Here is a 21,127-nt window from a genome sequence, read left to right as displayed (position 1 = left end):
ACCCGTTCCGCTATGCTTCCCCGATGAAAGTGAACCATGCGACCGTGATCGAGGTCAGTTGCTGTGATAATCAGGGGAAGTTGTAGCTCTTCCAGATTTTTTGCTTTTAAGTTAGTCCGGAGAAAATCAATAAATTCACAGAGGTCAAATAGTCCCTTCTTGGGAATCACCAGTTTGGTTAAATCCTGGAATTTATGTCCGGAGAAATAATCAAGTACTTTGTGCGGCTCGTTGCCGTCCGCGTAAAAGACACCTGCAAGTGCCCCTGCACTTACTCCAGAGATGATTTCCGGTTTAATATCATGTTCCAAAAGAGCTTGCATGACTCCCAAATGGGCAAATCCTTTAATAAATCCTCCGCTTAGTGCATAGCCAATCTGATATTTCCGGCTATTCCAGTTATTTGTGAATACCTCCATGAATTGCTTTCTTTAGTTCGCCACGAATTTAGTGAATTTATTGAAAGTAGGAGGAATATAATGGATAGTTTTTTTAAATCCATACCATCTGTCTTGTTCACATTTGAAATAAACCGTCATAGAACATAAAACACGGATGGAAACTCTGCTCCGGCACCATGTCGGTCAGAATCCGAAATCGTCTATCTCAACTTTGTGCTCTTCGCTTTCTTTGAATGGTTTTGCTTCTTTTTGTACGGGATTTCCTTCGATATAGATGGCACGGAATGGACGGGCGGGACAAACATATTCACATCCTCCACAACCTACACATATTTCTTTATTTACATGGGGAATTGTCAATCCATCCTTATACGGCACCATTGCCACAGCTTGTGTGGGGCAGTGTTCGGAGCAGGCTCCGCAACTGGTTCCATCAGTATAAACAATGCAATTTTCCTCGATGAAAACAACATATCCCATTTGTGTAAGATGTTTTTGCTCTACATTTATGGGAAGAATTGCTCCATTGGGACAGGCATCTCCACAGACAGTACAGTCAAAGTTACAAAATCCTTTCTCAAAGCTAATAGTAGGTTGCATCATGCCTGCCAAGCCATATTCCATAAAAGCCGGTTTCAAGATATGAGAAGGGCATTTGCTGACACAAAGATGACAGGATGTGCATTGCTGTTGGAAGTGTTCCCGACTGATAGACCCCGGAGGAGTGATCGGATTTTCCTTTTTGTATGCCTTCTTACCTTCCAAGCTTGCTACAGATTCCTTGGCTTGGGAGATGAGTTTGGGGGTTGCTCCGGCAGTAACAAGACCGGCAACCAAAAAACGGCGTTTGGATGAATCCAAATCCGGTGATGATGGTGCAGAAGTTTCTACATCAGACTGTTTTTTTAAAGAAGGGGCGTAAACTAATGCTTTTTGTTTGCATACTCCCAAACAGTTGAAACAATCTACACAACGACTATAATCAATAGCGTGTTCTTTACTATTGATGCAAGCTGCTTTGCATTTGGTGGCACAAAGCCCGCATCCATTACATTTGGCAGTATCAATACGGACTTTGAATAATGAAAATCGGCTCAATAACCCCAATATTGTTCCTACGGGACAAATCGTATTGCACCATGTCCGTCCATGTTTCCATGCCATTACAAAGATGACTGCAAGAGTAATAATAGCGATGAGAAGGGAAGAAATGCTCAAGATGGAGGTGTCTACCTGATAAAATGTATAATTATCAAATCTGGCAAAGAGTGATTCCAGCAGATTATTCCCCAGCATATAGATAGGTTTGAATATGTGCACTACTACACGTCCATACGCACTGTACGGATCGAGCAAACCAACAATAAATGTAAATCCACATAGAAACCCGACCACTGTCAGTCCGAGCACGCCCCAGCGCAATTTGTTTTTTGCAGGACTGTAACTATATCTTTTTTTCTTTTTTCCCGTTGCTTTGGAAATTCGTGCAATCACATCCTGCAAGATACCCATAGGGCAGATTGTAGAACAATATACACGCCCGAATAAAAGCGTTAACACAATGAGAAATAATAAGATACCTATACTTAGTGAAAGGATGGCTGGAATAAATTGTAAATGTGCCAGCCGATGAAAACTGTTCGGTAATATTTCTGCGAAATCGAGAAAAAAGAAAGAAATCAGCACAAATAAAAGTGCTGATATTCCAATACGTAGCCTTCTTAACATGGTTGTTTTACATCTTAATTCGCTTGACATTCAATTTGTCAATGTTCATGGTTCCTATTTTCAATGCTTCCCCATTGGCGAGATGTCCTACTGTATCCAGTGGCATCTCACGTACTTGATTGAAGAACTTGGCAGCAGCCGTATCCACGGCTACAATATCCGGTGAGATAAACAATCCTTTTGCCAGTACAACATCGGATGCAGAGCGTCCCCGGGGACCGTTTGTTTTCATGATCCGGTAGGCGTCTACTACGTTGAGTACAGCTTTCTTCTGTAATGTACAGATATCTGCGATGCATTGTTGCAAATCGTTCTGGTGGAAGAATCCGCGATCCCACACAATCCCCATGTGATTTTTCATGGAGATAGTCAGATTGGCACCTCCGTGATTCTTCAGAATAGGAACATTGATCCATACATCACAATCCAGAATCGCTTCGTGCACTTTGGCTTTCTTCATCTTTTTGCCTTTTGGCAGATCAATTGGTTTGTAATACGACTCCAGATGTGCAGGCATTACTTTGGCTCCGGCTTTTTTGGCAGCAGCTTCAATACCACTGTTTTTGTAGCATTTCTGCCAATCGTCACAAGTATGGTCGAACACGACCACTTCTTTAGCTCCGGCGGCAAAACATTGTCTGACGATTTCTTCAATCAGTTTCGGATTCGTATTTCCTGCCAGTTCCGGCACTTTATCCCAACCGATATTAGGTTTTACAACCACTTTCTGTCCCGGTTTCACGAATTGCTTCATACCCCCCAGTTCGCTTATGGCACGGCGGAACATCTCTTCGGGTTCTCCGCCCATAACGGCCACCAGATCAGGATTGCTTCCGTTTGCTTTATTGATTGTTTGAGTTAACACCTCCATAGCCTCCGAACGCTGTATAGTCAAGGCGGCTCCGGTGATAGCTACTGTTTTTAAAAAATCCCTTCTGTCCATCTTTCTATATTAGTTTAGAGTTTGGCAATTGCTTTCAGGAGGGCGTATCCGCCGAACCATTGCAGTAACATTCCCGGAATACCGATACGGAAGTCCTGTACTGCTTCGTAGAAACTTCCGACGATGGCCCATTCAAATGCAACGCCTATGACCTGATAAGTGAGTACGACACCAAGAATGGCCAGTAATGAAACCGATTTTATAGTACGTGCTGCAAGAGCTGAAGCTCCGGCGAGTAAGGACGATTTGATTAATAGGATGGGAAGTACCGCTTCCGAGGGCATGGCAAACAATAAATGATTGATGACTGGTGAAAGAATAGCAGTCAATAATCCTACAAGAAAACCATATTTATAAGCCGCAATCAGCGTGAAAAAATAAATAGGTAACAGGGTAGGACCACCATAAGGTACAAGATGGCATAATTGTGGAAGTGCAATGTTACCCGCTACGAATAGTAAGGCGAACAGGTAGGTTTTCACATTGCTGTGTTTCAGCGAATAGAGTTTGACGGATGTTTCCATTTTCGTTGATACTTTAATGTTGAATAGAACGATAATATATTAATAATAAGACTTTTCTCCAGATAAAAGGTTTAATCCGACTGATATATTATTTTAATCCTGTAGGAAAATAGGACAGGCAGGGATTGATATTCAGAAAATATCTGTCTTGATAATGAATTGTCAGTATCAAGTGGCAGTTTCTTCCTATAACAACGAAAGAGAAGCCTTGTATGTTCGGAATAAGCATACCTAATGTCCCGATAATTGTATAATAATATGCAATTTCGTTATGGGAGATTATCCGTTCATTCTTTCTTTAATCTTTCCCCATGCATGCGTATCGAATAGACAACTTTGGCGCATCGTCTCATACATCTCTTTAAATCTGGACATAGGTATGGTATAGCTTAGTTTGTCTGCTTCGAAATGAGGGCGAACCGATGGGTCGAAGAAACCGAGGAAAGTGCGTTTGCCTCCTTTACGATTCTCTATCGTGGCTTGCGTCACTACAGCACTACAGCCGGAACCAAAGGTAGAAACGACGCAATCTGCTGCGTTATTATCATAAAAAGCCCAAGTGGTCAAGCCCGAAAGCATATCCGGATTTGCCAGAAATACGACACCTTCTATTTCTTCAAGGCTTTCTACCTTATCTATACGTGCAAAATGAAGATACTTGTTTTCTGTTCGGGGAACTCCGATTTGCTGTATAAAGTCGATGACCATTTCAGGAGTCTGTTTGTATTTCTCTTTGAGCGAAACGAAAGTCGGTACACGTTCTGGCATTTCGGTGAAGCCAGTATAGAATTTACCGCCGCCACAACCGATGTTTTCGGCATTCAGGCTGATAATACCACCATCTCTTACCGTTCTCATACCTTTGAAGAAGCAACCGTTTATCTTTTCTGTTTCTCCTTTTTGTTCGTCCGAGTACCAGAAGACAAGAGGCAATTCAGCATTTTTTCCGAATGCCTCTCTGAAATTTTGAATAAAAGTTTGGATGTCCATAAGCTTATCAATTTTGGTTCTTTATGTAGGTCTTTCTACAAAGTTAGAATAAAAAAGGATAAGCGCAAGTGATTTAAAAGTTAATGTTTGATACACTTTTCTTACACTCTTCCAGCCTCTCCAATCCCTCTTTCGACAGTTTGGGGTAATGTAAATCCAATTGCTGCATCCGGTCACAAATAATTCGTCCTACTGCGTAACGCATGAACCATTTATTATCGGCAGGGATTACATACCATGGAGCCAGTTCCGTTGATGTCTCCGTCAGTACATCGGCATAAGCATTCATATAGTCCTCCCAGAATTGACGCTCTTTGATGTCCGCCGAAGAGAATTTCCAGTTTTTAGATGCATCGTCCAGTCGCTCCATGAATCGATTTTTCTGTTCGGCTTTCGATACATTGAGAAAGAATTTCAGGACAATCGTTCCATTCTCCGTCAGATAGCGTTCAAAATCGTTGATCTGTCGATAACGACGCTTCCAGAAGTCGGGATCAATGTCATTTATGGTTTCGACACCTGGTAACTTGTTGGATAGAATAATTTCCGGATGCACTTTGGCAATCAGCACATCTTCGTAGTGCGAACGGTTGAAAATGCCGATTCGTCCTCTTTCCGGGAGAGAGCGATTGATACGCCAGAGATAATCATGGTCCAGTTCTTCAGCAGACGGTTGTTTGAACGAATACACCTGGCATCCCTGTGGGTTAATGCCGGACATCACATGCTTGATAGTCCCGTCTTTTCCTGCAGCATCCATCGCCTGAAAGATAATCAGGATTGAATACCGGTCTTGTGCATAAAGCATACTTTGCAGCTCCGAAAGCTTCTCAATATCCTTTGCCAGTTGCTCTTTAGCGTCTTGTTTGGATAAATCGCCAGTGAATGACGAGTCAAAATCCGATACCAAATGTTTCTTTCCGGGCTTTGCCAGCAGGTCTTTTAGAATATCCTTTTTCATGTGACGGTAGTTTTAATAGTTCTATTCAAATAAAACAGTTGAGGCAGTCAATTGGTTTTTATAATCAGTATGTTTGAGACATTTCATGAGAAAGAGGCTTCTTGACGGATAATGACCAAAAATGAACGGATATTGCTCTGGTATCATGAAGGAATTTATCCGAAATTTGCAATCGAATTAGTACTATATAATAAAAGAAACAATGAAGTATTTGAATAAAGAAACCAATGGTATCACCCTTTCACGTATCGGACTGGGTGCCATGAGAATGGCTGACGTTCAGCAGGGAGTCGACACGATACATGCCGCGCTGGACAGTGGAATTACGTATCTGAACACAGGGGACTTTTATGGTCACGGAGAAAGTGAACTGGTGATCCGCGAGGCTTTGAAAACCCGGAAGCGCGAAGACATTTTTATCGCCGTCAAGTTTGGTGGAATGCTCACTCCAGATGATCGGTTCTATGGTATTGACGTCCGTCCGCAGAACGTACAAAATTATCTGGCTTACACCTTGAAACGATTAGGCACAGATTATGTTGACCTCTATCAGCCAGCACGTATCAATCCGCACATCCCGGTGGAAGATACTATTGGTGCCGTTGCCGATCTTGTAAAAGCTGGTTATGTGCGTAGTGTCGGGATCACCGAGATAGATGCTGAAACGTTGCGTCGGGCGCATGCCGTTCATCCTATCAGTTTGGTTGAAGTACGATATTCCTTGCTGGATCGTGACATTGAAGAGGGGATTCTACCCACTGCACGAGAATTGGGTATTGATGTGGTTACATTCGCCAACCTCTTTCATGGAGTAATTGGAGGTAGCAATCCTGCCGGAAAAGTTGCGGGATTGAGTCAACGGATGCCACCGCAAGCTGCCGAGAAATTAAAGCAAGCCGTTTCACGGCTCGAACTGTTGAAAGAAATGGCCGATGAGAAGAACGTATCTGTATCGCAACTCGCCATTGCATGGGTATTGGCGCAGGGGGATGACATATTGGCTTTGGTAGGCTCGCGTACTGTCGATCAGCTTCACGATACCGTGAAAGCGATTGATATTAACCTTAGTCCGGAGGATTTGCAACGTATCGAGCAGATAATCCCTAAAGAATATGCTTCCAATTCGGCAATGTTACCGATTAATCTGGACGAGAACGGGCTGTTTAAATTCTAACGCCATTCGTTGTCTTTTCACCTTTCTTGTACTCCAATGGTGAGAGACCTGTATTCCTTTTAAAGAACTTCCCGAATGTAGACTGATCCGGGAAGTTCAATTCTATTGCGATTTGGTTGATCGTCTTGTCCGGTTCACGAAGTAGAATTTTAGCTTCTGTAATCACTGCATTGATAATCCACTTTGCTGCTGACTGCCCATCATATTCTCTGACCACTTTCGATAAATAATCAGAAGTAACACAAAGTTTGTCTGCATAAAAAGTGACTTCTCTGTGCATCCGGCATTCTTCCATAAGTAATTCCCTGAACCGTTGACGGAGGGTTTCACTGCGGGATAGTCCCAGCTCTCCGTCGCCATACCTATGCCAGCGGCAGTTGTCAAGGTCAAAGAATAGATTTATAATCTGATTCTTGATGACGTAAGAGTGGTAGACGTGTTCTTTATCAGGAATATAACTTTTAATGAGTTCAACCTGTTTTCTCAAACGCAGGCTTTCTTCCTCACTCAACTCTTGCCTGGTATGTAATTTCTTCAACTGACCCGCCTGTTGCAGACGGATGCCGGATGTCATAGCCATTATTTCCTTTTTCAATTCAGCAGAATGAATGATGAGATAGCCCTTGAAATCGGCTGAATAAGCTGTGTGCTCTATAATATCATCCGGATACACCTGCATCACCGTGTTCTTTTTCAGTGTATGCGATAAATAGTTTATTCCTATTGTAATTTCTCCGGAAAGAACAAAGATGAGGGAATAGCCTTTCAAACGTATCGGATAGTTTTTGACTTGAACCGGTGAACGACGGGAGTTATCCATATCTATGACGGACAATTGCTCCTGAAAGGTAGCTTCTGCGGATATTCTTTCAAAGTATTCGGGCAAAGCTAAATCTACCACCTGTTCCATAAAAACACTATTATAATTTGTGGAAAACAAAGTTCGTACTATTCTTACAGAAAAAAGAGAGTATAGGCCACTTTGTTTTAGTCAGAATCCGATATTACATATTTTTAAGACGATAGCGTCTTCAATCGGGAGAAAAACAGACATTCAACTTCGTTTTCCATAATAATTACTTATATTTGTCCGGATATGGAATAAGAAAAACCGATATGAAGTATTTGTTAATGTGTGCAGGCTTACTTTTCACAGTCTTTCAGTCATGGGGACAGGAGAGGCTTGCAGATAGAATCGCTCCTCCGTCAGGATATGTTAGAGAGACCTGCTCCGATAATTCGTTTACAACTTATTTGCGCAATTTGTCATTATTGCCTAAAGGCAGTAAAGTGTTACTTTACAATGGAAAAGAAAAAGCCAATCAGGCAGCCGCATTTGCAGTCGTAGATATGGAGATAGGCAATCGTGATTTGCAGCAGTGTGCCGATGCAGTGATACGCCTGCGGGCGGAATATCTGTGGAAACATAAACGGTATACAGATATAAAATTCAACTTCACAAGTGGATTTACTGCCGAATACAAGAAATGGGCGGAGGGAAATCGAATAAAAGTCAGCGGTAATCAGGTTCAATGGTATGCTTCGGGAAAAGGAGTGGATTATTCCTATAAAACTTTCCGTAACTATCTCGATATGGTTTTTATGTATGCCGGAACTGCCTCTTTATCTCGTGAGCTCCCAGCTGTGCTTTATACTTCCTTGCAACCCGGGGATGTCTTTATTAAAGGCGGTTCACCCGGTCATGCTGTGATTGTTATGGATATTGCCATTCATCCGAATACCGGAAAGAAAGTATTCCTTCTGGCGCAAAGCTATATGCCTGCCCAACAGATTCATATCCTGGTCAATCCAACCAGCCGGAACCTTTCTCCCTGGTACGAGCTGACCGAAACGGATACTGGGAAACTATACACTCCGGAATGGATTTTTGAGAAGAAAGACCTGAAGCGTTTTAAATAGGAGAATAGATATAAATGCAACATAACAAAGAAATAATTAAATCTTTTCTTACTTGATTTTCCATCTTTTCCTTATCTTTGGCATTCAACAAACCGTTTTAATCATACAACAACGAAAAACAACCGATTATGAATTATGATTTATCAATGAATGCTAACCAGTTGGTGGCATTCCTTCAAAAACCAACTTCAGAGTTTACAAAAGCTGACATTATCTCATTTATCCAGCAAAAAGATATCCGCATGGTTAATTTTATGTATCCGGCGGGAGACGGGCGTCTGAAAACTCTGAACTTTGTCATCAACAATCAAGCTTATCTGGAAGCTATTCTCACATGTGGAGAACGGGTAGACGGTTCCAGTCTTTTCTCATTTATAGAAGCGGGCAGTAGTGACCTTTATGTAATTCCCCGTTTTTGCACAGCATTCGTTGATCCGTTTGCCGAGATTCCGACGCTGTCTATGCTGTGCTCTTTCTTCAATAAAGACGGCGAACCCCTCGAAAGTGCACCAGAACACACTCTTTACAAAGCAAGCAAGACTTTTACAGAAGTTACCGGAATGGAATTTCAGGCAATGGGCGAATTGGAATATTATGTAATAGCTCCGGACACCGGTATGTTCCAGGCAACCGATCAACGTGGTTATCATGAATCGGGCCCTTATGCTAAATTCAATGAATTCCGTACCCAATGTATGTCTTACATCGCACAGACAGGCGGACAAATAAAGTATGGACACTCCGAAGTAGGTAATTTTACGCTGGATGGTTATATCTATGAGCAGAATGAAATAGAATTCCTGCCGGTTCCCGTATCGCAGGCAGCAGATCAATTAATGATTGCCAAATGGGTGATTCGTAACCTGGGATTTAGATATGGATACAATGTAACTTTTGCTCCAAAGATTACCGCAGGTAAAGCAGGTTCGGGCTTGCATATCCACATGCGTATCATGAAAGACGGAAAGAACCAGATGCTGAAAGACGGTGTTTTGTCGGAAACAGCACGCAAGGCAATTGCCGGAATGATGGTGCTTGCTCCGTCAATTACTGCCTTCGGAAATACCAATCCTACTTCTTATTTCCGTCTCGTTCCTCATCAGGAAGCACCTACCAACGTTTGCTGGGGAGATCGCAACCGTTCCGTATTGGTGCGTGTACCTCTGGGATGGGCTGCAAAAACAGATATGTGTACATTGGCAAATCCGTTGGAAGCTGAAAGTCATTTTGACACCAGTCAGAAGCAGACTGTAGAAATGCGCTCTCCGGATGGTTCGGCAGATTTGTATCAACTGTTGGCTGGTTTGGCTGTTGCCTGCCGTCATGGTTTTGAGATTGAAAATGCGCTGGACATTGCTGAAAAAACTTATGTAAATGTGAATATCCATCAGAAAGAAAACGAAGATAAGCTGAAATCACTGGCGCAACTGCCGGATAGCTGTGAAGCTTCTGCCGATTGTCTGCAACAACAACGGGCAATCTTTGAACAATATAATGTATTCAGCCCGGCAATGATTGACGGTATCATCCGCAGACTTCGTGGTTATGAAGATAAAACATTGCGTGCGGATTTGGAAGGAAAGCCGATGGAGATGTTAGATCTCGTACATAAGTATTTCCATTGTGGATAATTAAAAAATGATATATGAATAAAAGACTATCTTCGGTTGAAAGGTAGTCTTTTATTTTTTTATATAATACATTCAGACCAAACAGGCTACAAATTTACAGGTTTGGTCTACTTAATGCCGGGTTTGGTCTACAAACTCTCTACGCAGATCGGTAAAACTCTACTTTTGTCTCATTCAAACCCTAAAACTGATAAAAGAATGAGGATTATTTTGTTAAGTGCGTTCGCCTTGTTTCTATTACTTCCTGAAAATATACAGGCACAGGTTACTGTGAAAACCGGGTATATATCTTCTTCCCGATATAAAGATGAAAACGGACAGTATCCCGGGAAAGGGGATATGTGCTTTGTGGAAGGGAACGTCAATATTCCCGTATCACAGAAAATGAATGAAAGAAATCAGCCAACTCTTTGGATGATTTCGGCAGGAGGAAGCTATACGGCAATGAATAATAAGAATCTTCAATCTTACATAGACATAGATCAAATTATAAATATGCAGTTGAGCGTAACCAATATTCGCCCTATCAGCAAAAAATGGCTTTTGTTGACGACTGTCGGTGCAGGCGTCTATACCTCTTCTGATGTAAAACTGAAGAATGTTCTGGGACAGGGAGGAGTTATTTTCATCCGGCAGTTCAAGTCCAATTTATCTCTTGGAGCCGGATTGGCTGTGAACAACACATTTGGTTATCCGATGGTATTTCCTGCTATTTATTTTGATTGGAGCACTGAAGGACGTTATCAAATTAAAGTTTCGATGCTGAATGCCATGGAAGTATCGGCAGGAATGAAAATGAATAAATATCTGAATCTAAGGATCGTGGCAGAGATGAACGGGTCATTGGCATTGTTGGAAAGAGAAGGAAAAGATACTATGTTTTCCCAGCAATTCATTATTGTAGGTTTACAACCGGAAGTAAGTATGGGGAATTCTTTTTCAATCACTGCTACTGCCGGTGTGTCGTGTAGCAGAATAGCTTATTACACTACCCGCACTTTAAAGGCTTTCTTCGAAGATATGTCTAAAGATACTGATCCATATTTTAAACCGGCAATGTATGTTTCGGTGGGAATGAAGTATAAGTTCTAAAAAATGGTAACTTTATCGCCTGATGTCAGTTAAGATACTATTATATACGTTACTGAAGCAAATTGGGATATTTCTTGTAGTCTCCTTTTTAGTGTTCAGAGGCACTTTTGTCGAAAGCGATAGTTTAGGGCTAAATCTTTCTACGGGAGTTAGTCTTTTACTTTCTGTCATTCTATGGGGAATCATAAATCTGCATACTTACTGGTTAATTCCCGGTTATCTGTTTCAGCGTAGATATAAAAAGTATATCATATATTTGAGTTGCCTTGTTGGATTTATGCTGACCGCCATGGTTGGTGCTATTTGTTTTCTAGGGCAATATTATGTTATACCCGAACAGATGCAAAGACTAAACAGTGATCTCCCTTTCTTTCTGTTGATAAATGCATTGGCACTGATACTCTATTTCCTGGCTTTTTCTTTTACTATTTTTCTGCATCGTTGGGTGGCCTATCAACAACGATTAAATGAATTGGAGAATATTAGCATACAGACTGATCTAAATCATTTGAAAGATCAACTCCAACCGGAGTTTTTTTCGAGAATATTGAATAAGGTACGAACCTTGCTGGGAGAAGATGGAGAAAAGGCGTCATTGCTTATCTTTAAATTAAGTCGGTTGCTTAGATACCAACTTTATGAAAGTGAACGGCAACAGGTATTGTTGGGAGATGATATCGATTTTATGACTGATTATATGAAGTTGGAGAAACTATGTAATCCGGAGTTTAATTTTGAAGTCAACATCCTGAATGAAGTGCGTTATATACAAGTTCCTCCTTTATTGTTTATGCCTGTGATAGAATATGTGATTCGGACAACTGTATGTGGAGAGAATGGAAAGGGAGAAAATATAAGGATCGATTTTCAAATGGAAGAGAATCAGCTTCGATTCATTTGTACATACTGTCTGCGAAAAAAGGAAAGTCTGCAAGTAGCACCTGCTTTTGACAAGTTACGGCAACGATTGGACTTGTTATATCCGGGAGGTTATCAATTAAAAAGTGGCTATAATGATGAGGCACTGTGTACCATTGGTTTAATGTTGGAATTATGAAAGATACCTGGAATGTATACGATTGGGGGAAGAATCTGGTAAATGACCGTTTCAGGCTTATCAGTAATTTACTATTGCTATTTATTATACTCTTTTTGGGCTTTCAGAATGTATATGGAGATTTTACTAGAGAAGGTTTCCTATATGCATATCCGGTTAGTATATTGGTTTTTGCATTTCCTATCTATCTGAATATATATTGGTTAGTGCCCCGTTTCCTGTATAAGGCCAAGCGCAAGTTATGGTGTTATTGGATTTCGTTTCTCGGAGTCAATTTAGTGAGTGTATTATTAGGATTTATATTTCTGTCTCCATTATATCAACGATACGGTATTCGTGGGTTTTGTATACAGGATAACCACGCTGTTTCTTTTGATAGTATTGCTTATGGAGTATTAGTACTGCTATTAAGTGCAGGTGGCTGTACGAGCTTTGAACTATTCCGCCGTTGGGTTGTCTCCGATAAAAAGATTCTTGAATTGGAGAAGGCGACTAAACAGACAGAATTGCAACAATTAAAGAAACAGATCAATCCGCATTTTCTTTTTAATATGCTGAATAATGCCAATATTTTGGTAAAGGATGCTCCGGATGAGGCTTCACAGATATTGGAGAAACTGGACAATCTACTTCGCTACCAGTTGAATGACAGTACAAGAAGAGAAGTATTTCTTACTGCAGATATACAGTTTCTCACCAGCTTTCTTGAATTGGAGAAGGTGAGAAGGGATCATTTTGAATATACAATCTTTCAAGAGGGAAATATGGAGAATATCTGTATTCCTCCGTTATTGTTTATCCCTTTTGTAGAGAATGCGGTGAAACATAATTTGGATAGCGACAATTTATCTTATGTTCACTTGTATTTTTCTGTGCATAATAAACAGTTGACGTTTCGTTGCGAAAATTCTAAGCCCCGTGTTCCTGTTAAGCGGGAAGGGGGAATAGGGTTGGCCAATGTGAAACGCAGACTGGATTTACTTTATGAATCACGGTATACGCTACAGATAGAAGATAAAGAAACAACTTATAATGTCAACTTACATCTAAACTTATGAATTGTATTATTGTTGATGACGAGCCGGTAGCTCGCAAAGGTATGAAGTCATTGGTGGAGCAGATTCCACAACTGACATTGGTGGGTAGCTTTAATAATGCTATCGCAGCGTCTGCTTATATAAATGAATATACGGTTGATCTGATTTTCCTTGATATTCAGATGCCGGGAATTACCGGAATAGAATTTGCGCAAAGCATTCCCGTGAATACGTTGATTGTCTTTACAACGGCGTATGCGGAATATGCACTCGATAGTTATGAAGTAAGTGCCATTGATTATCTGGTGAAGCCCATTGAAATGAACCGTTTTCTGAAAGCAGTCAATAAGGCAATAGCATATCATAAACTGTTATTGTCGGAAACAGCCGAAAGAGTGGAGGAGATACAGGAAGAATATATCTTCATCAAATCGGAACGACGCTATATCAAGATAAACTTCAGTGATATTCTTTTTATTGAAGGACTAAAGGATTATTCCATTCTCCAATTGGAAGATCAGCGGGTGATTACTAAGATGAATCTGAAAAATATTCATGAGCAACTGCCCGCTAAACAGTTTCTCCGGATAAACAAGTCCTATATTGTCAATACCTCACGGATTGACTCTTTTGATACCAATGATATTTTTATTAAGTCTTATGAGATAGGAATAGGAGGTGGAAACTATAAGAAAACGTTTTTTGAGGAATTTGTAGCGAAGAATTTGCAGAAAGACTAATCCGGTAGTTTACATGGAATGGCTTGGTATAAAAAGAATAAGAACGTTAAGTATTGGCCTATTTTCATAAAAAAGATGTTTTGCAGAAAGAAAAAGGAGAGAATATAGTGCAATATCCCCAAATAATGCTTTCCTTTGTACCAACAACAATAAAGAGGTTTATTACGATTTGATTTTTTTACATGAATCTTCTCATTTATTTGAGCATATCCATCTCTAATTAAGATCTTCCTAAAACTTTCTTATTGAATTATTAATTTTTTATATTTGTATTTTATGAATTTGTACATTGGAAATCTTAGCTATAATGTTAAGGAATCAGATTTGAGACATGTAATGGAAGAGTATGGAACAGTTGCTTCAGTAAAGTTAATCACAGATCGTGAAACTAGAAGATCAAAAGGTTTTGCGTTTATCGAAATGCCGGATGATGCAGAAGCTGCTAAAGCTATCGAACAATTGAACGGTGCAGAATATGTAGGTCGTTCAATGGTAGTAAAAGAAGCATTGCCAAAGAATTAATACTGAATACATATACAGTAATAGAGAAAGGCGCACTAGGTAACTAGCGCGCCTTTCTTCTGTTAATCCTCATTGTTATCTTCTTCATCATCCACCATATTATTGAGTTCCAATTCCAGGTCTACCAGCTCTTGTTCCCATAATTTCAGGATATCCTTCGGTGTATCTTTTGCAGCTTTCTTTATTCTTTCTTGAGCAACAGATACTTCATGCTCTAATTGTCTACGTCTGCTCATAATTCTATTGTTTTGATTATAAAATGATAACAACTCGTGTGGGGAATAGTTCGACGGGATAAAATTAAAAGTAATGGGGTGAACTATTCACAAATAAAGGATGTTTTGTAATCTGAATCTTTAAAAAACATACAGCCATGCTCAATTTAATAGCCGTTTTCTTAGTATGTTCAGGTATCGGAATTGCAGTACATATTGCCATAGACCTGACACATCGTCCGCAATCAATGAAGATAATGAATGCAGTCTGGATATTATCTGCATTATGGGGAAGTTATTTAGCTTTATGGGCGTATAATAAGTTTGGACGGAGTAGTCCGATGAAAGCTGAGGATGATGGGATGAAAATGGATATGTCTGGCATGAAAGATATGTCTGATATGAAGGGAATGGATATGTCCGGTATGAAAGATAATATGGAGATGGATATGGCCATGCAGGGAGAAATGTCGATGCAAGGAATGCAACGTCCTTATTGGCAATCGGTAGCTTTGTCGGCGCTTCATTGTGGTGCAGGATGTACATTGGCAGATATCATAGGAGAGTGGTTTACAAACTATGTTCCTGTAACTGTGGCAGGAAGTCAGCTCTTTGGTAATTGGGTACTTGACTTTATTCTGGCTTTGATGATTGGTGTTTATTTCCAATTCTATGCTATTCGGGAGATGGAAAAAATATCGGTAGGTAATGCCTTGGCTCGTGCTTTCAAAGCGGATTTCTTTTCTCTTTTGTCCTGGCAGGTAGGAATGTATGGCTGGATGGCGATTGTCTATTTTGTATTGTTCATCAATGAACCGTTACCCAAAGACACATGGATATTCTGGTTTATGATGCAGTTGGCTATGCTTTTCGGCTTCTTCTGTGCATATCCTATGAATGCTCTTCTTATAAAATTAGGTATAAAGAAAGGTATGTAAAATAAATGCAGATTTACTCTAAACGATAAGTATGTAATTACTTATTTGAGGGAGTGAATCTGCATCTGTTATGATATGACTACTTTTGTCTTTTCTTTCTCTTTGGGAGTTTATCTTTTCAATAATTTCGGTATATCCGAAGGTTCTTGTGCTACCCGGATACCGGCAGCTTCTAAAGATTTAATCTTCTCTTTTGCCGAACCGGAACTTCCCGAAATGATAGCTCCTGCATGTCCCATCTGCTTTCCCGGAGGAGCTGATTGCCCGGCAATAAATGCTACCACAGGTTTGGTTACATTATTGCGGATATATTCGGCCGCTTGCTCTTCCGCATTTCCTCCAATCTCTCCAATCAGAACGATTGCTTCTGTTTCCGGATCATTTTGGAACATCTCCAGCAGTTGACGGAAATGAAGACCTACAACAGGATCGCCCCCGATGCCGATAGCGGTGGATTGTCCCATACCATTAGCTGTTAAGTGATACACAATCTCGTAAGTAAGTGTTCCGCTACGACTGATAACTCCGACATTCCCTTCTAAAAAGACCTGTCCCGGTAAAATGCCTACCATGCTTTTTCCCGGAGAGATCAGTCCCGGACAGTTGGGGCCGATCAGCATAGCACCTTTTTGTTCGACAAACTGGTGCGCCTTAATTACATCCAGCGTGGGGATTCCTTCCGCAATACAGACAATTAACCGGATGCCCGCATCTGCTGCCTCCATAATGGCATCTGCCGCAAAACGTGCTGGAACGAAAATGATGGAGGTATTAGCCTTTGTCTGCTCGACAGCGTCATACATGGTGTTGAATACGGGGATTCCGTCCACATCTGTTCCTCCTTTGCCCGGAGAAGTACCCCCGACCACTTTGGTTCCATATTCTTTCATCTTCTTGGCATGGAAAAGCCCGTCTCTGCCAGTGATTCCTTGCACAATCAAACGGGTGGATTTATCTATTAGTATGCTCATAATTGCTTTATTTTTTTAGTGATTTGGTACGTATTATGCTTTCAGAGCCATAAGAGCAGCCTCTTTCATCGTTGTGGCTATTTGGAAGCGGCTGTGATTTCGTAACAGTTCCCGTCCGATATGTTCATTGGTGCCTGTAAGCCGGACGATGACGGGGACATTGCTGTTTATCTGCTCGAATGCCTGAAGAAGTCCCATTGCCACATCATCGCAACGAGTGATCCCACCGAAAATATTAATCAGGACCACTTTTACTTTCTCATCCTGCAATAAGAGTTTCATAGCTTCAATAACCTTGACAGGATTGGAGCTGCCACCGATGTCGAGAAAATTAGCAGGCTGACCGCCGTAAAGTTTAATCATGTCCATAGTAGCCATGGCAAGTCCGGCGCCATTTACCATACAACCGATATTGCCGTCCATGTGGACATAACTGAATCCTTTATCTTTGGCATCTGTTTCCACTTTTTCTTCTTCCGTCGGATCAAACAAAGCATGAATCTCCGGATGCCGATAGAGCGCATTGTCATCAAAAACGATCTTTGCGTCAATGGCCATTAATGTACCTTTCTTTGTAAGTGCCAGCGGATTTACTTCCACTAACGACGCGTCATTCTCCACAAAGATTTTATAAAGTTCCTGAAGGATGGCAGCCATTTTACCTGCCTGTTCCATTTGTGGGAAGAGAGCGAAAGCGAAACGCCTTGCCAGATAGTCGGGAAGGCCAATGAATGGATTGATTGAATATCGGATGATTTTCTCCGGTGTCTGACGGGCTACCTCTTCAATATCCATACCACCGGATGCACTCATCATCAGAACGACAGAACGTGTATTCCGGTCGATGGTATAACTGACGTAATATTCTGCAGCAATATCAACCGCTTCGCTGACCAGAACTTGATTGACTGGAAGACCTTTAATGCTCATTCCGAGAATGTTCTTGGCTTCCTGATAAACATCTTCCGTATTGTTTACCAGTTTCACTCCTCCGGCTTTTCCCCGGCCTCCGGTTAGTACTTGTGCTTTTATAACCACTCTGTCTGTTCCCATCCTCCGGTATGCAGCCAGGACGCCTGCGGCAGTACGGCATAAAGTGTGCCTCTCGACAGGTATTCCGTACTTGGAGAAAATCTCTTTCGCTTGATATTCATGTATTTTCATGGCTCATAAATTTGAGTAAATGATTCCTATAATAAAAACAAAAGAAAGATTCGGAAAGTTTGCCGGAAAAGAAAAGTATCAGGGTGTTTTACAACATGTTCGTTTGTATTCCATTTATGGTTTTCATATAAAAAAAAACGTGTTGGCAATAGTTACCAACACGCTCTATATCACTTAAAGATAAAGTCTGCTTACGGATATTTATGCAATACCGTGAGCATTGACAGTACCGTCAATCTTTTTAATCAATCCTTGAAGTACGGCACCCGGGCCACATTCTGTAAAATCAGTAGCACCGTCAGCAACCATATTCTTTACTGATTGTGTCCAACGTACGGAAGCAGTCAATTGGGCAACCAGATTCTTTTTGATTTCTGCAGGGTCAGTGTGAGGAAGCGCATCCACATTCTGATATACCGGACATTTAGGAGTATGTATTTCGGTAGCTTTAATAGCAGCTTCCAGTTCTATTTTAGCAGGATCCATTAATGGAGAATGGAAAGCACCACCCACTTTCAGCGGAAGAGCACGTTTTGCTCCGGCAGCTTTCATCAGTTCGCAAGCCTTTTCGATACCCGGTACAGAGCCGGAGATAACGATTTGTCCCGGGCAGTTGTAGTTGGCCGGTACGCAAACTTCACCTTCTGCATTTACTGCTGCACAGATTTCTTCTACTTTTTCATCCGGCAATGCGATAATAGCAGCCATGGTGGAAGGAGTAGCTTCGCAAGCTTTCTGCATAGCCATTGCACGTGCATACACAAGTTTCAATCCATCTTCAAAACTCAATGCACCGGCAGCAACCAATGCAGAGAACTCACCAAGTGAGTGGCCGGCAGTCATTTCCGGTTTGAAGTCGTCGCCCATGCAAAGAGCAGAAATAACAGAGTGAAGGAAAACGGCAGGTTGAGTAACCTTTGTCTGACGAAGATCTTCATCTGTGCCATCGAACATGATATCTGTAATGCGATATCCGAGGATATCATTTGCTTTTTCAAACAATTCTTTTGCTAAAGCTGAGTTTTCATACAGGTCTTTACCCATTCCTACAAATTGAGCGCCTTGACCGGGAAATACAAATGCTTTCATATTTTTATTATTTAATTGATTTTTAATTGCGGGTGCAAAGTTACGTATTTTTATGATACAACCGCACAAAATGTACACATTTGTGCAACGGTGTCCGGAAAATGCCATAAAGGGCCGTTACCATGGCCGATATTTAATTCTTTTCCTGCGATAATGGCTTGAGTGATATATGTTTTCGCATGCTGGATGGATTCTCGCATGGGGTAGCCTTTGGCTAGATAGGTGGCAATAGCGGAAGAGAGGGTGCATCCCGTTCCATGCAGATTATGGCTTTCTATTTTTTTCTCCTCATATATATGGTAGATAAATTCGGACGTATGCAAAAGGTCGCACATATTGTCTCCTTCCAGATGTCCGCCTTTTAGTAAGACATTAGTCTGATAATCATCCGTCAGCATTTTGGCAGCGGTCTGCATATCCTGAATGTTGTGAATACTTTTACCTGTAAGTACTTTTGCTTCATCAATATTAGGGGTGATTAATGTGACAAGCGGTAAAAGTTCTTTTTTGATTTCTTCTATCGCTTCATCTGTCATAAGTTTCCTTCCGCTGGTAGACACCATTACCGGATCGTAAACGACGTATGCAGGTGAATATTTTTGTAGACAGTCGGAAATTACACGAACGATTTGAATGTCATTTATCATTCCTATTTTGATGGCAACCGGTTGCAGGTCGTCCATCACGGCTTCTATTTGCCCACGAACCATATCCGGAGAGATAGACTGTACGGCGCGTACTCCCAGTGTGTTTTGTACGGTGATGGCAGTGATAGCCGATGCTGCATAGCCTCCTAAAGCCGAGATTGTTTTTATGTCTGCCTGAATACCTGCGCCTCCCGAACAATCGGAGCCGGCAATGGATAAAATGACTGGATGACGTTCCATTTTAGATTTTTTAATATTTACCCGACAAAGATAGAATAAAAAACGATAAGGTACAAAATGACATATCGTTTAAAATACAATAAGTACCTTTCCGGGTGTCTGTTGGAAAAGATATGAAAAGTACTGATAATAAAGCGTCCATCTAGTTTTTGTACTTTATACAATTACTCACCCGTGGAAATACTAAAATACATATTGTAATTCGTAAGATAACACTAACTATTCATATTGTAGAATGTATGATATGTATTTATATGAAAAACAATGTTTTATAGCATAGTTCTTATTTTTGTTTTGATGGTTTTTAGCCTCTATATTTGCATCGTCTTAAAGAAATAGATATGCAAAATTTACAGAAAAATACACCTTTAGCAAACAATCATATATCAGTAGACTGTGTAGTGATTGGTTTTGACGGAGAACAACTGAAAGTGTTGCTTGTAAAACGTGCAGGTGAGGATAATGGAGAAGTATATCATGATATGAAACTTCCCGGAAGTCTTATCTATATGGATGAAGCCCTAGATGAAGCTGCACAACGAGTTTTGTATGAACTGACAGGACTTAAAAATGTGAATCTGATGCAGTTTAAAGCATTTGGTTCTAAAAACAGAACGAGTAATCCGAAAGATGTACGTTGGTTGGAAAGAGCTATGCAGTCAAAAGTGGAGCGTATTGTTACCATTGCATATTTGTCGATGGTGAAGATAGACCGTACATTGGATAAGAATCTGGACGATCACCAGGCTTGCTGGGTCGCTTTGAAAGACGTGAAAACACTGGCTTTCGACCATAATCTGATTATAAAGGAGGCAATGACTTATATTCGTCAGTTCGTAGAATTTAATCCTTCCATGTTGTTCGAACTGCTTCCGCGTAAATTTACAGCCGCACAATTAAGGACTCTTTTTGAATTAGTATACGACAAAGCCGTGGACGTGCGTAACTTCCATAAAAAAATAGCAATGATGGAATATGTAGTTCCTTTGGAAGAAAAACAACAAGGAGTGGCTCACCGTGCTGCCCGTTATTATAAATTTGATAAGAAGATATATAATAAGGTAAGAAGATAGCCCCTGTTCAAGTAAGTATCAAGTATTAAGTATTAGGCGTTGAATGTTAAAGTATTAATAGTCGGGCATT

The 21,127-nt window shown here is 40.8% G+C and carries 22 protein-coding genes; 10 read left to right on the top strand and 12 right to left on the bottom strand.

Features of this window, described 5'->3' with window-relative positions; translation table 11 throughout:
• The 6 genes from BSCG_RS30600 to BSCG_RS05260 all read right to left on the bottom strand — a co-directional run.
• A partial coding sequence (locus BSCG_RS30600) for a patatin-like phospholipase family protein (RefSeq protein WP_008777010.1) occupies positions 1-419 on the bottom strand: 419 nt, incomplete at its 3' end.
• 165 nt (positions 420-584) lie between these two features.
• Positions 585-2,129 (bottom strand): 4Fe-4S binding protein, encoded by a 1,545-nt coding sequence (locus tag BSCG_RS05240; RefSeq protein ID WP_008777009.1) that lies wholly within the window; start codon positions 2,127-2,129, stop codon positions 585-587.
• A gap of 7 nt (positions 2,130-2,136) precedes the next feature.
• Positions 2,137-3,072, bottom strand: coding sequence for a DUF362 domain-containing protein (locus BSCG_RS05245; RefSeq protein ID WP_004295850.1), 936 nt, complete (start codon positions 3,070-3,072; stop codon positions 2,137-2,139).
• A 14-nt stretch (positions 3,073-3,086) separates the two neighbouring features.
• Positions 3,087-3,596, bottom strand: a complete 510-nt coding sequence (locus BSCG_RS05250) for a hypothetical protein (RefSeq protein ID WP_004295851.1) — start codon at positions 3,594-3,596, stop codon at positions 3,087-3,089.
• A gap of 279 nt (positions 3,597-3,875) precedes the next feature.
• Positions 3,876-4,586 (bottom strand): DUF169 domain-containing protein, encoded by a 711-nt coding sequence (locus BSCG_RS05255; RefSeq protein WP_008777008.1) that lies wholly within the window; start codon positions 4,584-4,586, stop codon positions 3,876-3,878.
• A 73-nt stretch (positions 4,587-4,659) separates the two neighbouring features.
• Positions 4,660-5,547, bottom strand: coding sequence for a polyphosphate kinase 2 family protein (locus BSCG_RS05260; RefSeq protein ID WP_008777007.1), 888 nt, complete (start codon positions 5,545-5,547; stop codon positions 4,660-4,662).
• 202 nt (positions 5,548-5,749) lie between these two features.
• On the opposite strand from BSCG_RS05260, the gene BSCG_RS05270 reads away from it, so the two are divergent.
• Complete coding sequence (locus BSCG_RS05270; RefSeq protein ID WP_008777006.1) at positions 5,750-6,721, top strand: aldo/keto reductase; 972 nt, start codon at positions 5,750-5,752, stop codon at positions 6,719-6,721.
• Here BSCG_RS05270 and BSCG_RS05275 read toward each other — a convergent pair.
• Positions 6,711-7,631 (bottom strand): helix-turn-helix domain-containing protein, encoded by a 921-nt coding sequence (locus BSCG_RS05275; protein WP_008777005.1) that lies wholly within the window; start codon positions 7,629-7,631, stop codon positions 6,711-6,713. The genes BSCG_RS05270 and BSCG_RS05275 overlap by 11 nt on opposite strands.
• A gap of 206 nt (positions 7,632-7,837) precedes the next feature.
• Between BSCG_RS05275 and BSCG_RS05280 the strand changes: the two genes are divergently transcribed.
• The 7 genes from BSCG_RS05280 to BSCG_RS05310 all read left to right on the top strand — a co-directional run bounded on the left by BSCG_RS05280 (position 7,838) and on the right by BSCG_RS05310 (position 14,720).
• Positions 7,838-8,641, top strand: coding sequence for a DUF4846 domain-containing protein (locus tag BSCG_RS05280; RefSeq protein WP_008647969.1), 804 nt, complete (start codon positions 7,838-7,840; stop codon positions 8,639-8,641).
• 128 nt (positions 8,642-8,769) lie between these two features.
• On the top strand, positions 8,770-10,272 hold the full coding sequence (locus BSCG_RS05285) for a glutamine synthetase family protein (RefSeq protein WP_004309333.1): 1,503 nt from the start codon (positions 8,770-8,772) through the stop codon (positions 10,270-10,272).
• A gap of 198 nt (positions 10,273-10,470) precedes the next feature.
• Positions 10,471-11,364: a DUF6268 family outer membrane beta-barrel protein gene (locus BSCG_RS05290; RefSeq protein WP_004303320.1), complete on the top strand. Its 894-nt coding sequence runs from the start codon at positions 10,471-10,473 to the stop codon at positions 11,362-11,364.
• A 256-nt stretch (positions 11,365-11,620) separates the two neighbouring features.
• A complete protein-coding gene (locus BSCG_RS05295; protein WP_229077606.1) occupies positions 11,621-12,421 on the top strand; it encodes a sensor histidine kinase in 801 nt (266 codons plus the stop codon).
• On the top strand, positions 12,418-13,479 hold the full coding sequence (locus tag BSCG_RS05300; protein WP_008647965.1) for a sensor histidine kinase: 1,062 nt from the start codon (positions 12,418-12,420) through the stop codon (positions 13,477-13,479). The genes BSCG_RS05295 and BSCG_RS05300 overlap by 4 nt, the downstream gene beginning before the upstream one ends.
• On the top strand, positions 13,476-14,198 hold the full coding sequence (locus tag BSCG_RS05305; protein ID WP_008777003.1) for a LytR/AlgR family response regulator transcription factor: 723 nt from the start codon (positions 13,476-13,478) through the stop codon (positions 14,196-14,198). Before BSCG_RS05300 ends, BSCG_RS05305 begins: the two co-directional genes overlap by 4 nt.
• 276 nt (positions 14,199-14,474) lie before the next feature.
• Complete coding sequence (locus BSCG_RS05310) at positions 14,475-14,720, top strand: RNA recognition motif domain-containing protein (protein WP_004295865.1); 246 nt, start codon at positions 14,475-14,477, stop codon at positions 14,718-14,720.
• A gap of 62 nt (positions 14,721-14,782) precedes the next feature.
• Here the strand turns inward: BSCG_RS05310 and BSCG_RS30110 are convergent, their stop codons facing one another.
• Entirely contained in the window at positions 14,783-14,956 is a 174-nt protein-coding gene (locus tag BSCG_RS30110; RefSeq protein ID WP_004303314.1) for a hypothetical protein, read from the bottom strand.
• Between the two features lie 137 nt (positions 14,957-15,093).
• Here BSCG_RS30110 and BSCG_RS05315 point away from each other — a divergent pair, with 137 nt between their 5' ends.
• Complete coding sequence (locus BSCG_RS05315; RefSeq protein WP_004303313.1) at positions 15,094-15,873, top strand: DUF4396 domain-containing protein; 780 nt, start codon at positions 15,094-15,096, stop codon at positions 15,871-15,873.
• Between the two features lie 110 nt (positions 15,874-15,983).
• Here the strand turns inward: BSCG_RS05315 and sucD are convergent, their stop codons facing one another.
• From sucD to thiD, 4 genes are all read right to left on the bottom strand, one after another.
• Complete coding sequence (sucD, locus tag BSCG_RS05320) at positions 15,984-16,844, bottom strand: succinate--CoA ligase subunit alpha (protein ID WP_008777001.1); 861 nt, start codon at positions 16,842-16,844, stop codon at positions 15,984-15,986.
• A gap of 33 nt (positions 16,845-16,877) precedes the next feature.
• Complete coding sequence (gene sucC, locus BSCG_RS05325) at positions 16,878-18,008, bottom strand: ADP-forming succinate--CoA ligase subunit beta (RefSeq protein ID WP_008777000.1); 1,131 nt, start codon at positions 18,006-18,008, stop codon at positions 16,878-16,880.
• Between the two features lie 201 nt (positions 18,009-18,209).
• Positions 18,210-19,097, bottom strand: a complete 888-nt coding sequence (gene fabD, locus BSCG_RS05330) for an ACP S-malonyltransferase (protein WP_004316407.1) — start codon at positions 19,095-19,097, stop codon at positions 18,210-18,212.
• Between the two features lie 50 nt (positions 19,098-19,147).
• Entirely contained in the window at positions 19,148-19,984 is an 837-nt protein-coding gene (thiD, locus tag BSCG_RS05335) for a bifunctional hydroxymethylpyrimidine kinase/phosphomethylpyrimidine kinase (RefSeq protein WP_008776998.1), read from the bottom strand.
• A 341-nt stretch (positions 19,985-20,325) separates the two neighbouring features.
• On the opposite strand from thiD, the gene BSCG_RS05340 reads away from it, so the two are divergent.
• Positions 20,326-21,057, top strand: a complete 732-nt coding sequence (locus tag BSCG_RS05340) for an NUDIX hydrolase (protein WP_004295874.1) — start codon at positions 20,326-20,328, stop codon at positions 21,055-21,057.
• Positions 21,058-21,127: the final 70 nt, after the last annotated feature.

Source organism: Bacteroides sp. 2_2_4 (assembly GCF_000157055.1).
In the GTDB taxonomy this organism is placed as follows: Bacteria; Bacteroidota; Bacteroidia; order Bacteroidales; family Bacteroidaceae; genus Bacteroides; species Bacteroides ovatus.
Note: the sequence above shows the minus strand (reverse complement) of the source record. Positions and strands in the feature narration are given on the sequence as shown.

Bases quoted from the DNA above. Each gene is read 5' to 3' on its own strand.
- BSCG_RS05305 (WP_008777003.1), top strand. From the start codon at position 13,476: ATGAATTGTATTATTGTTGATGACGAGCCGGTAGCTCGCAAAGGTATG.
- BSCG_RS05315 (WP_004303313.1), top strand. From the start codon at position 15,094: ATGCTCAATTTAATAGCCGTTTTCTTAGTATGTTCAGGTATCGGAATT.
- BSCG_RS05275 (WP_008777005.1), bottom strand. From the start codon at position 7,631: ATGGAACAGGTGGTAGATTTAGCTTTGCCCGAATACTTTGAAAGAATA.
- BSCG_RS05240 (WP_008777009.1), bottom strand. From the start codon at position 2,129: ATGTTAAGAAGGCTACGTATTGGAATATCAGCACTTTTATTTGTGCTG.
- BSCG_RS05245 (WP_004295850.1), bottom strand. From the start codon at position 3,072: ATGGACAGAAGGGATTTTTTAAAAACAGTAGCTATCACCGGAGCCGCC.
- BSCG_RS05300 (WP_008647965.1), top strand. From the start codon at position 12,418: ATGAAAGATACCTGGAATGTATACGATTGGGGGAAGAATCTGGTAAAT.
- fabD (WP_004316407.1), bottom strand. From the start codon at position 19,097: ATGAAAGCATTTGTATTTCCCGGTCAAGGCGCTCAATTTGTAGGAATG.
- BSCG_RS05340 (WP_004295874.1), top strand. From the start codon at position 20,326: ATGCAAAATTTACAGAAAAATACACCTTTAGCAAACAATCATATATCA.
- BSCG_RS05285 (WP_004309333.1), top strand. From the start codon at position 8,770: ATGAATTATGATTTATCAATGAATGCTAACCAGTTGGTGGCATTCCTT.
- BSCG_RS05310 (WP_004295865.1), top strand. From the start codon at position 14,475: ATGAATTTGTACATTGGAAATCTTAGCTATAATGTTAAGGAATCAGAT.
- sucD (WP_008777001.1), bottom strand. From the start codon at position 16,844: ATGAGCATACTAATAGATAAATCCACCCGTTTGATTGTGCAAGGAATC.
- BSCG_RS05260 (WP_008777007.1), bottom strand. From the start codon at position 5,547: ATGAAAAAGGATATTCTAAAAGACCTGCTGGCAAAGCCCGGAAAGAAA.
- BSCG_RS05255 (WP_008777008.1), bottom strand. From the start codon at position 4,586: ATGGACATCCAAACTTTTATTCAAAATTTCAGAGAGGCATTCGGAAAA.
- BSCG_RS05250 (WP_004295851.1), bottom strand. From the start codon at position 3,596: ATGGAAACATCCGTCAAACTCTATTCGCTGAAACACAGCAATGTGAAA.
- thiD (WP_008776998.1), bottom strand. From the start codon at position 19,984: ATGGAACGTCATCCAGTCATTTTATCCATTGCCGGCTCCGATTGTTCG.
- BSCG_RS05270 (WP_008777006.1), top strand. From the start codon at position 5,750: ATGAAGTATTTGAATAAAGAAACCAATGGTATCACCCTTTCACGTATC.
- sucC (WP_008777000.1), bottom strand. From the start codon at position 18,008: ATGAAAATACATGAATATCAAGCGAAAGAGATTTTCTCCAAGTACGGA.
- BSCG_RS05280 (WP_008647969.1), top strand. From the start codon at position 7,838: ATGAAGTATTTGTTAATGTGTGCAGGCTTACTTTTCACAGTCTTTCAG.
- BSCG_RS05290 (WP_004303320.1), top strand. From the start codon at position 10,471: ATGAGGATTATTTTGTTAAGTGCGTTCGCCTTGTTTCTATTACTTCCT.
- BSCG_RS30110 (WP_004303314.1), bottom strand. From the start codon at position 14,956: ATGAGCAGACGTAGACAATTAGAGCATGAAGTATCTGTTGCTCAAGAA.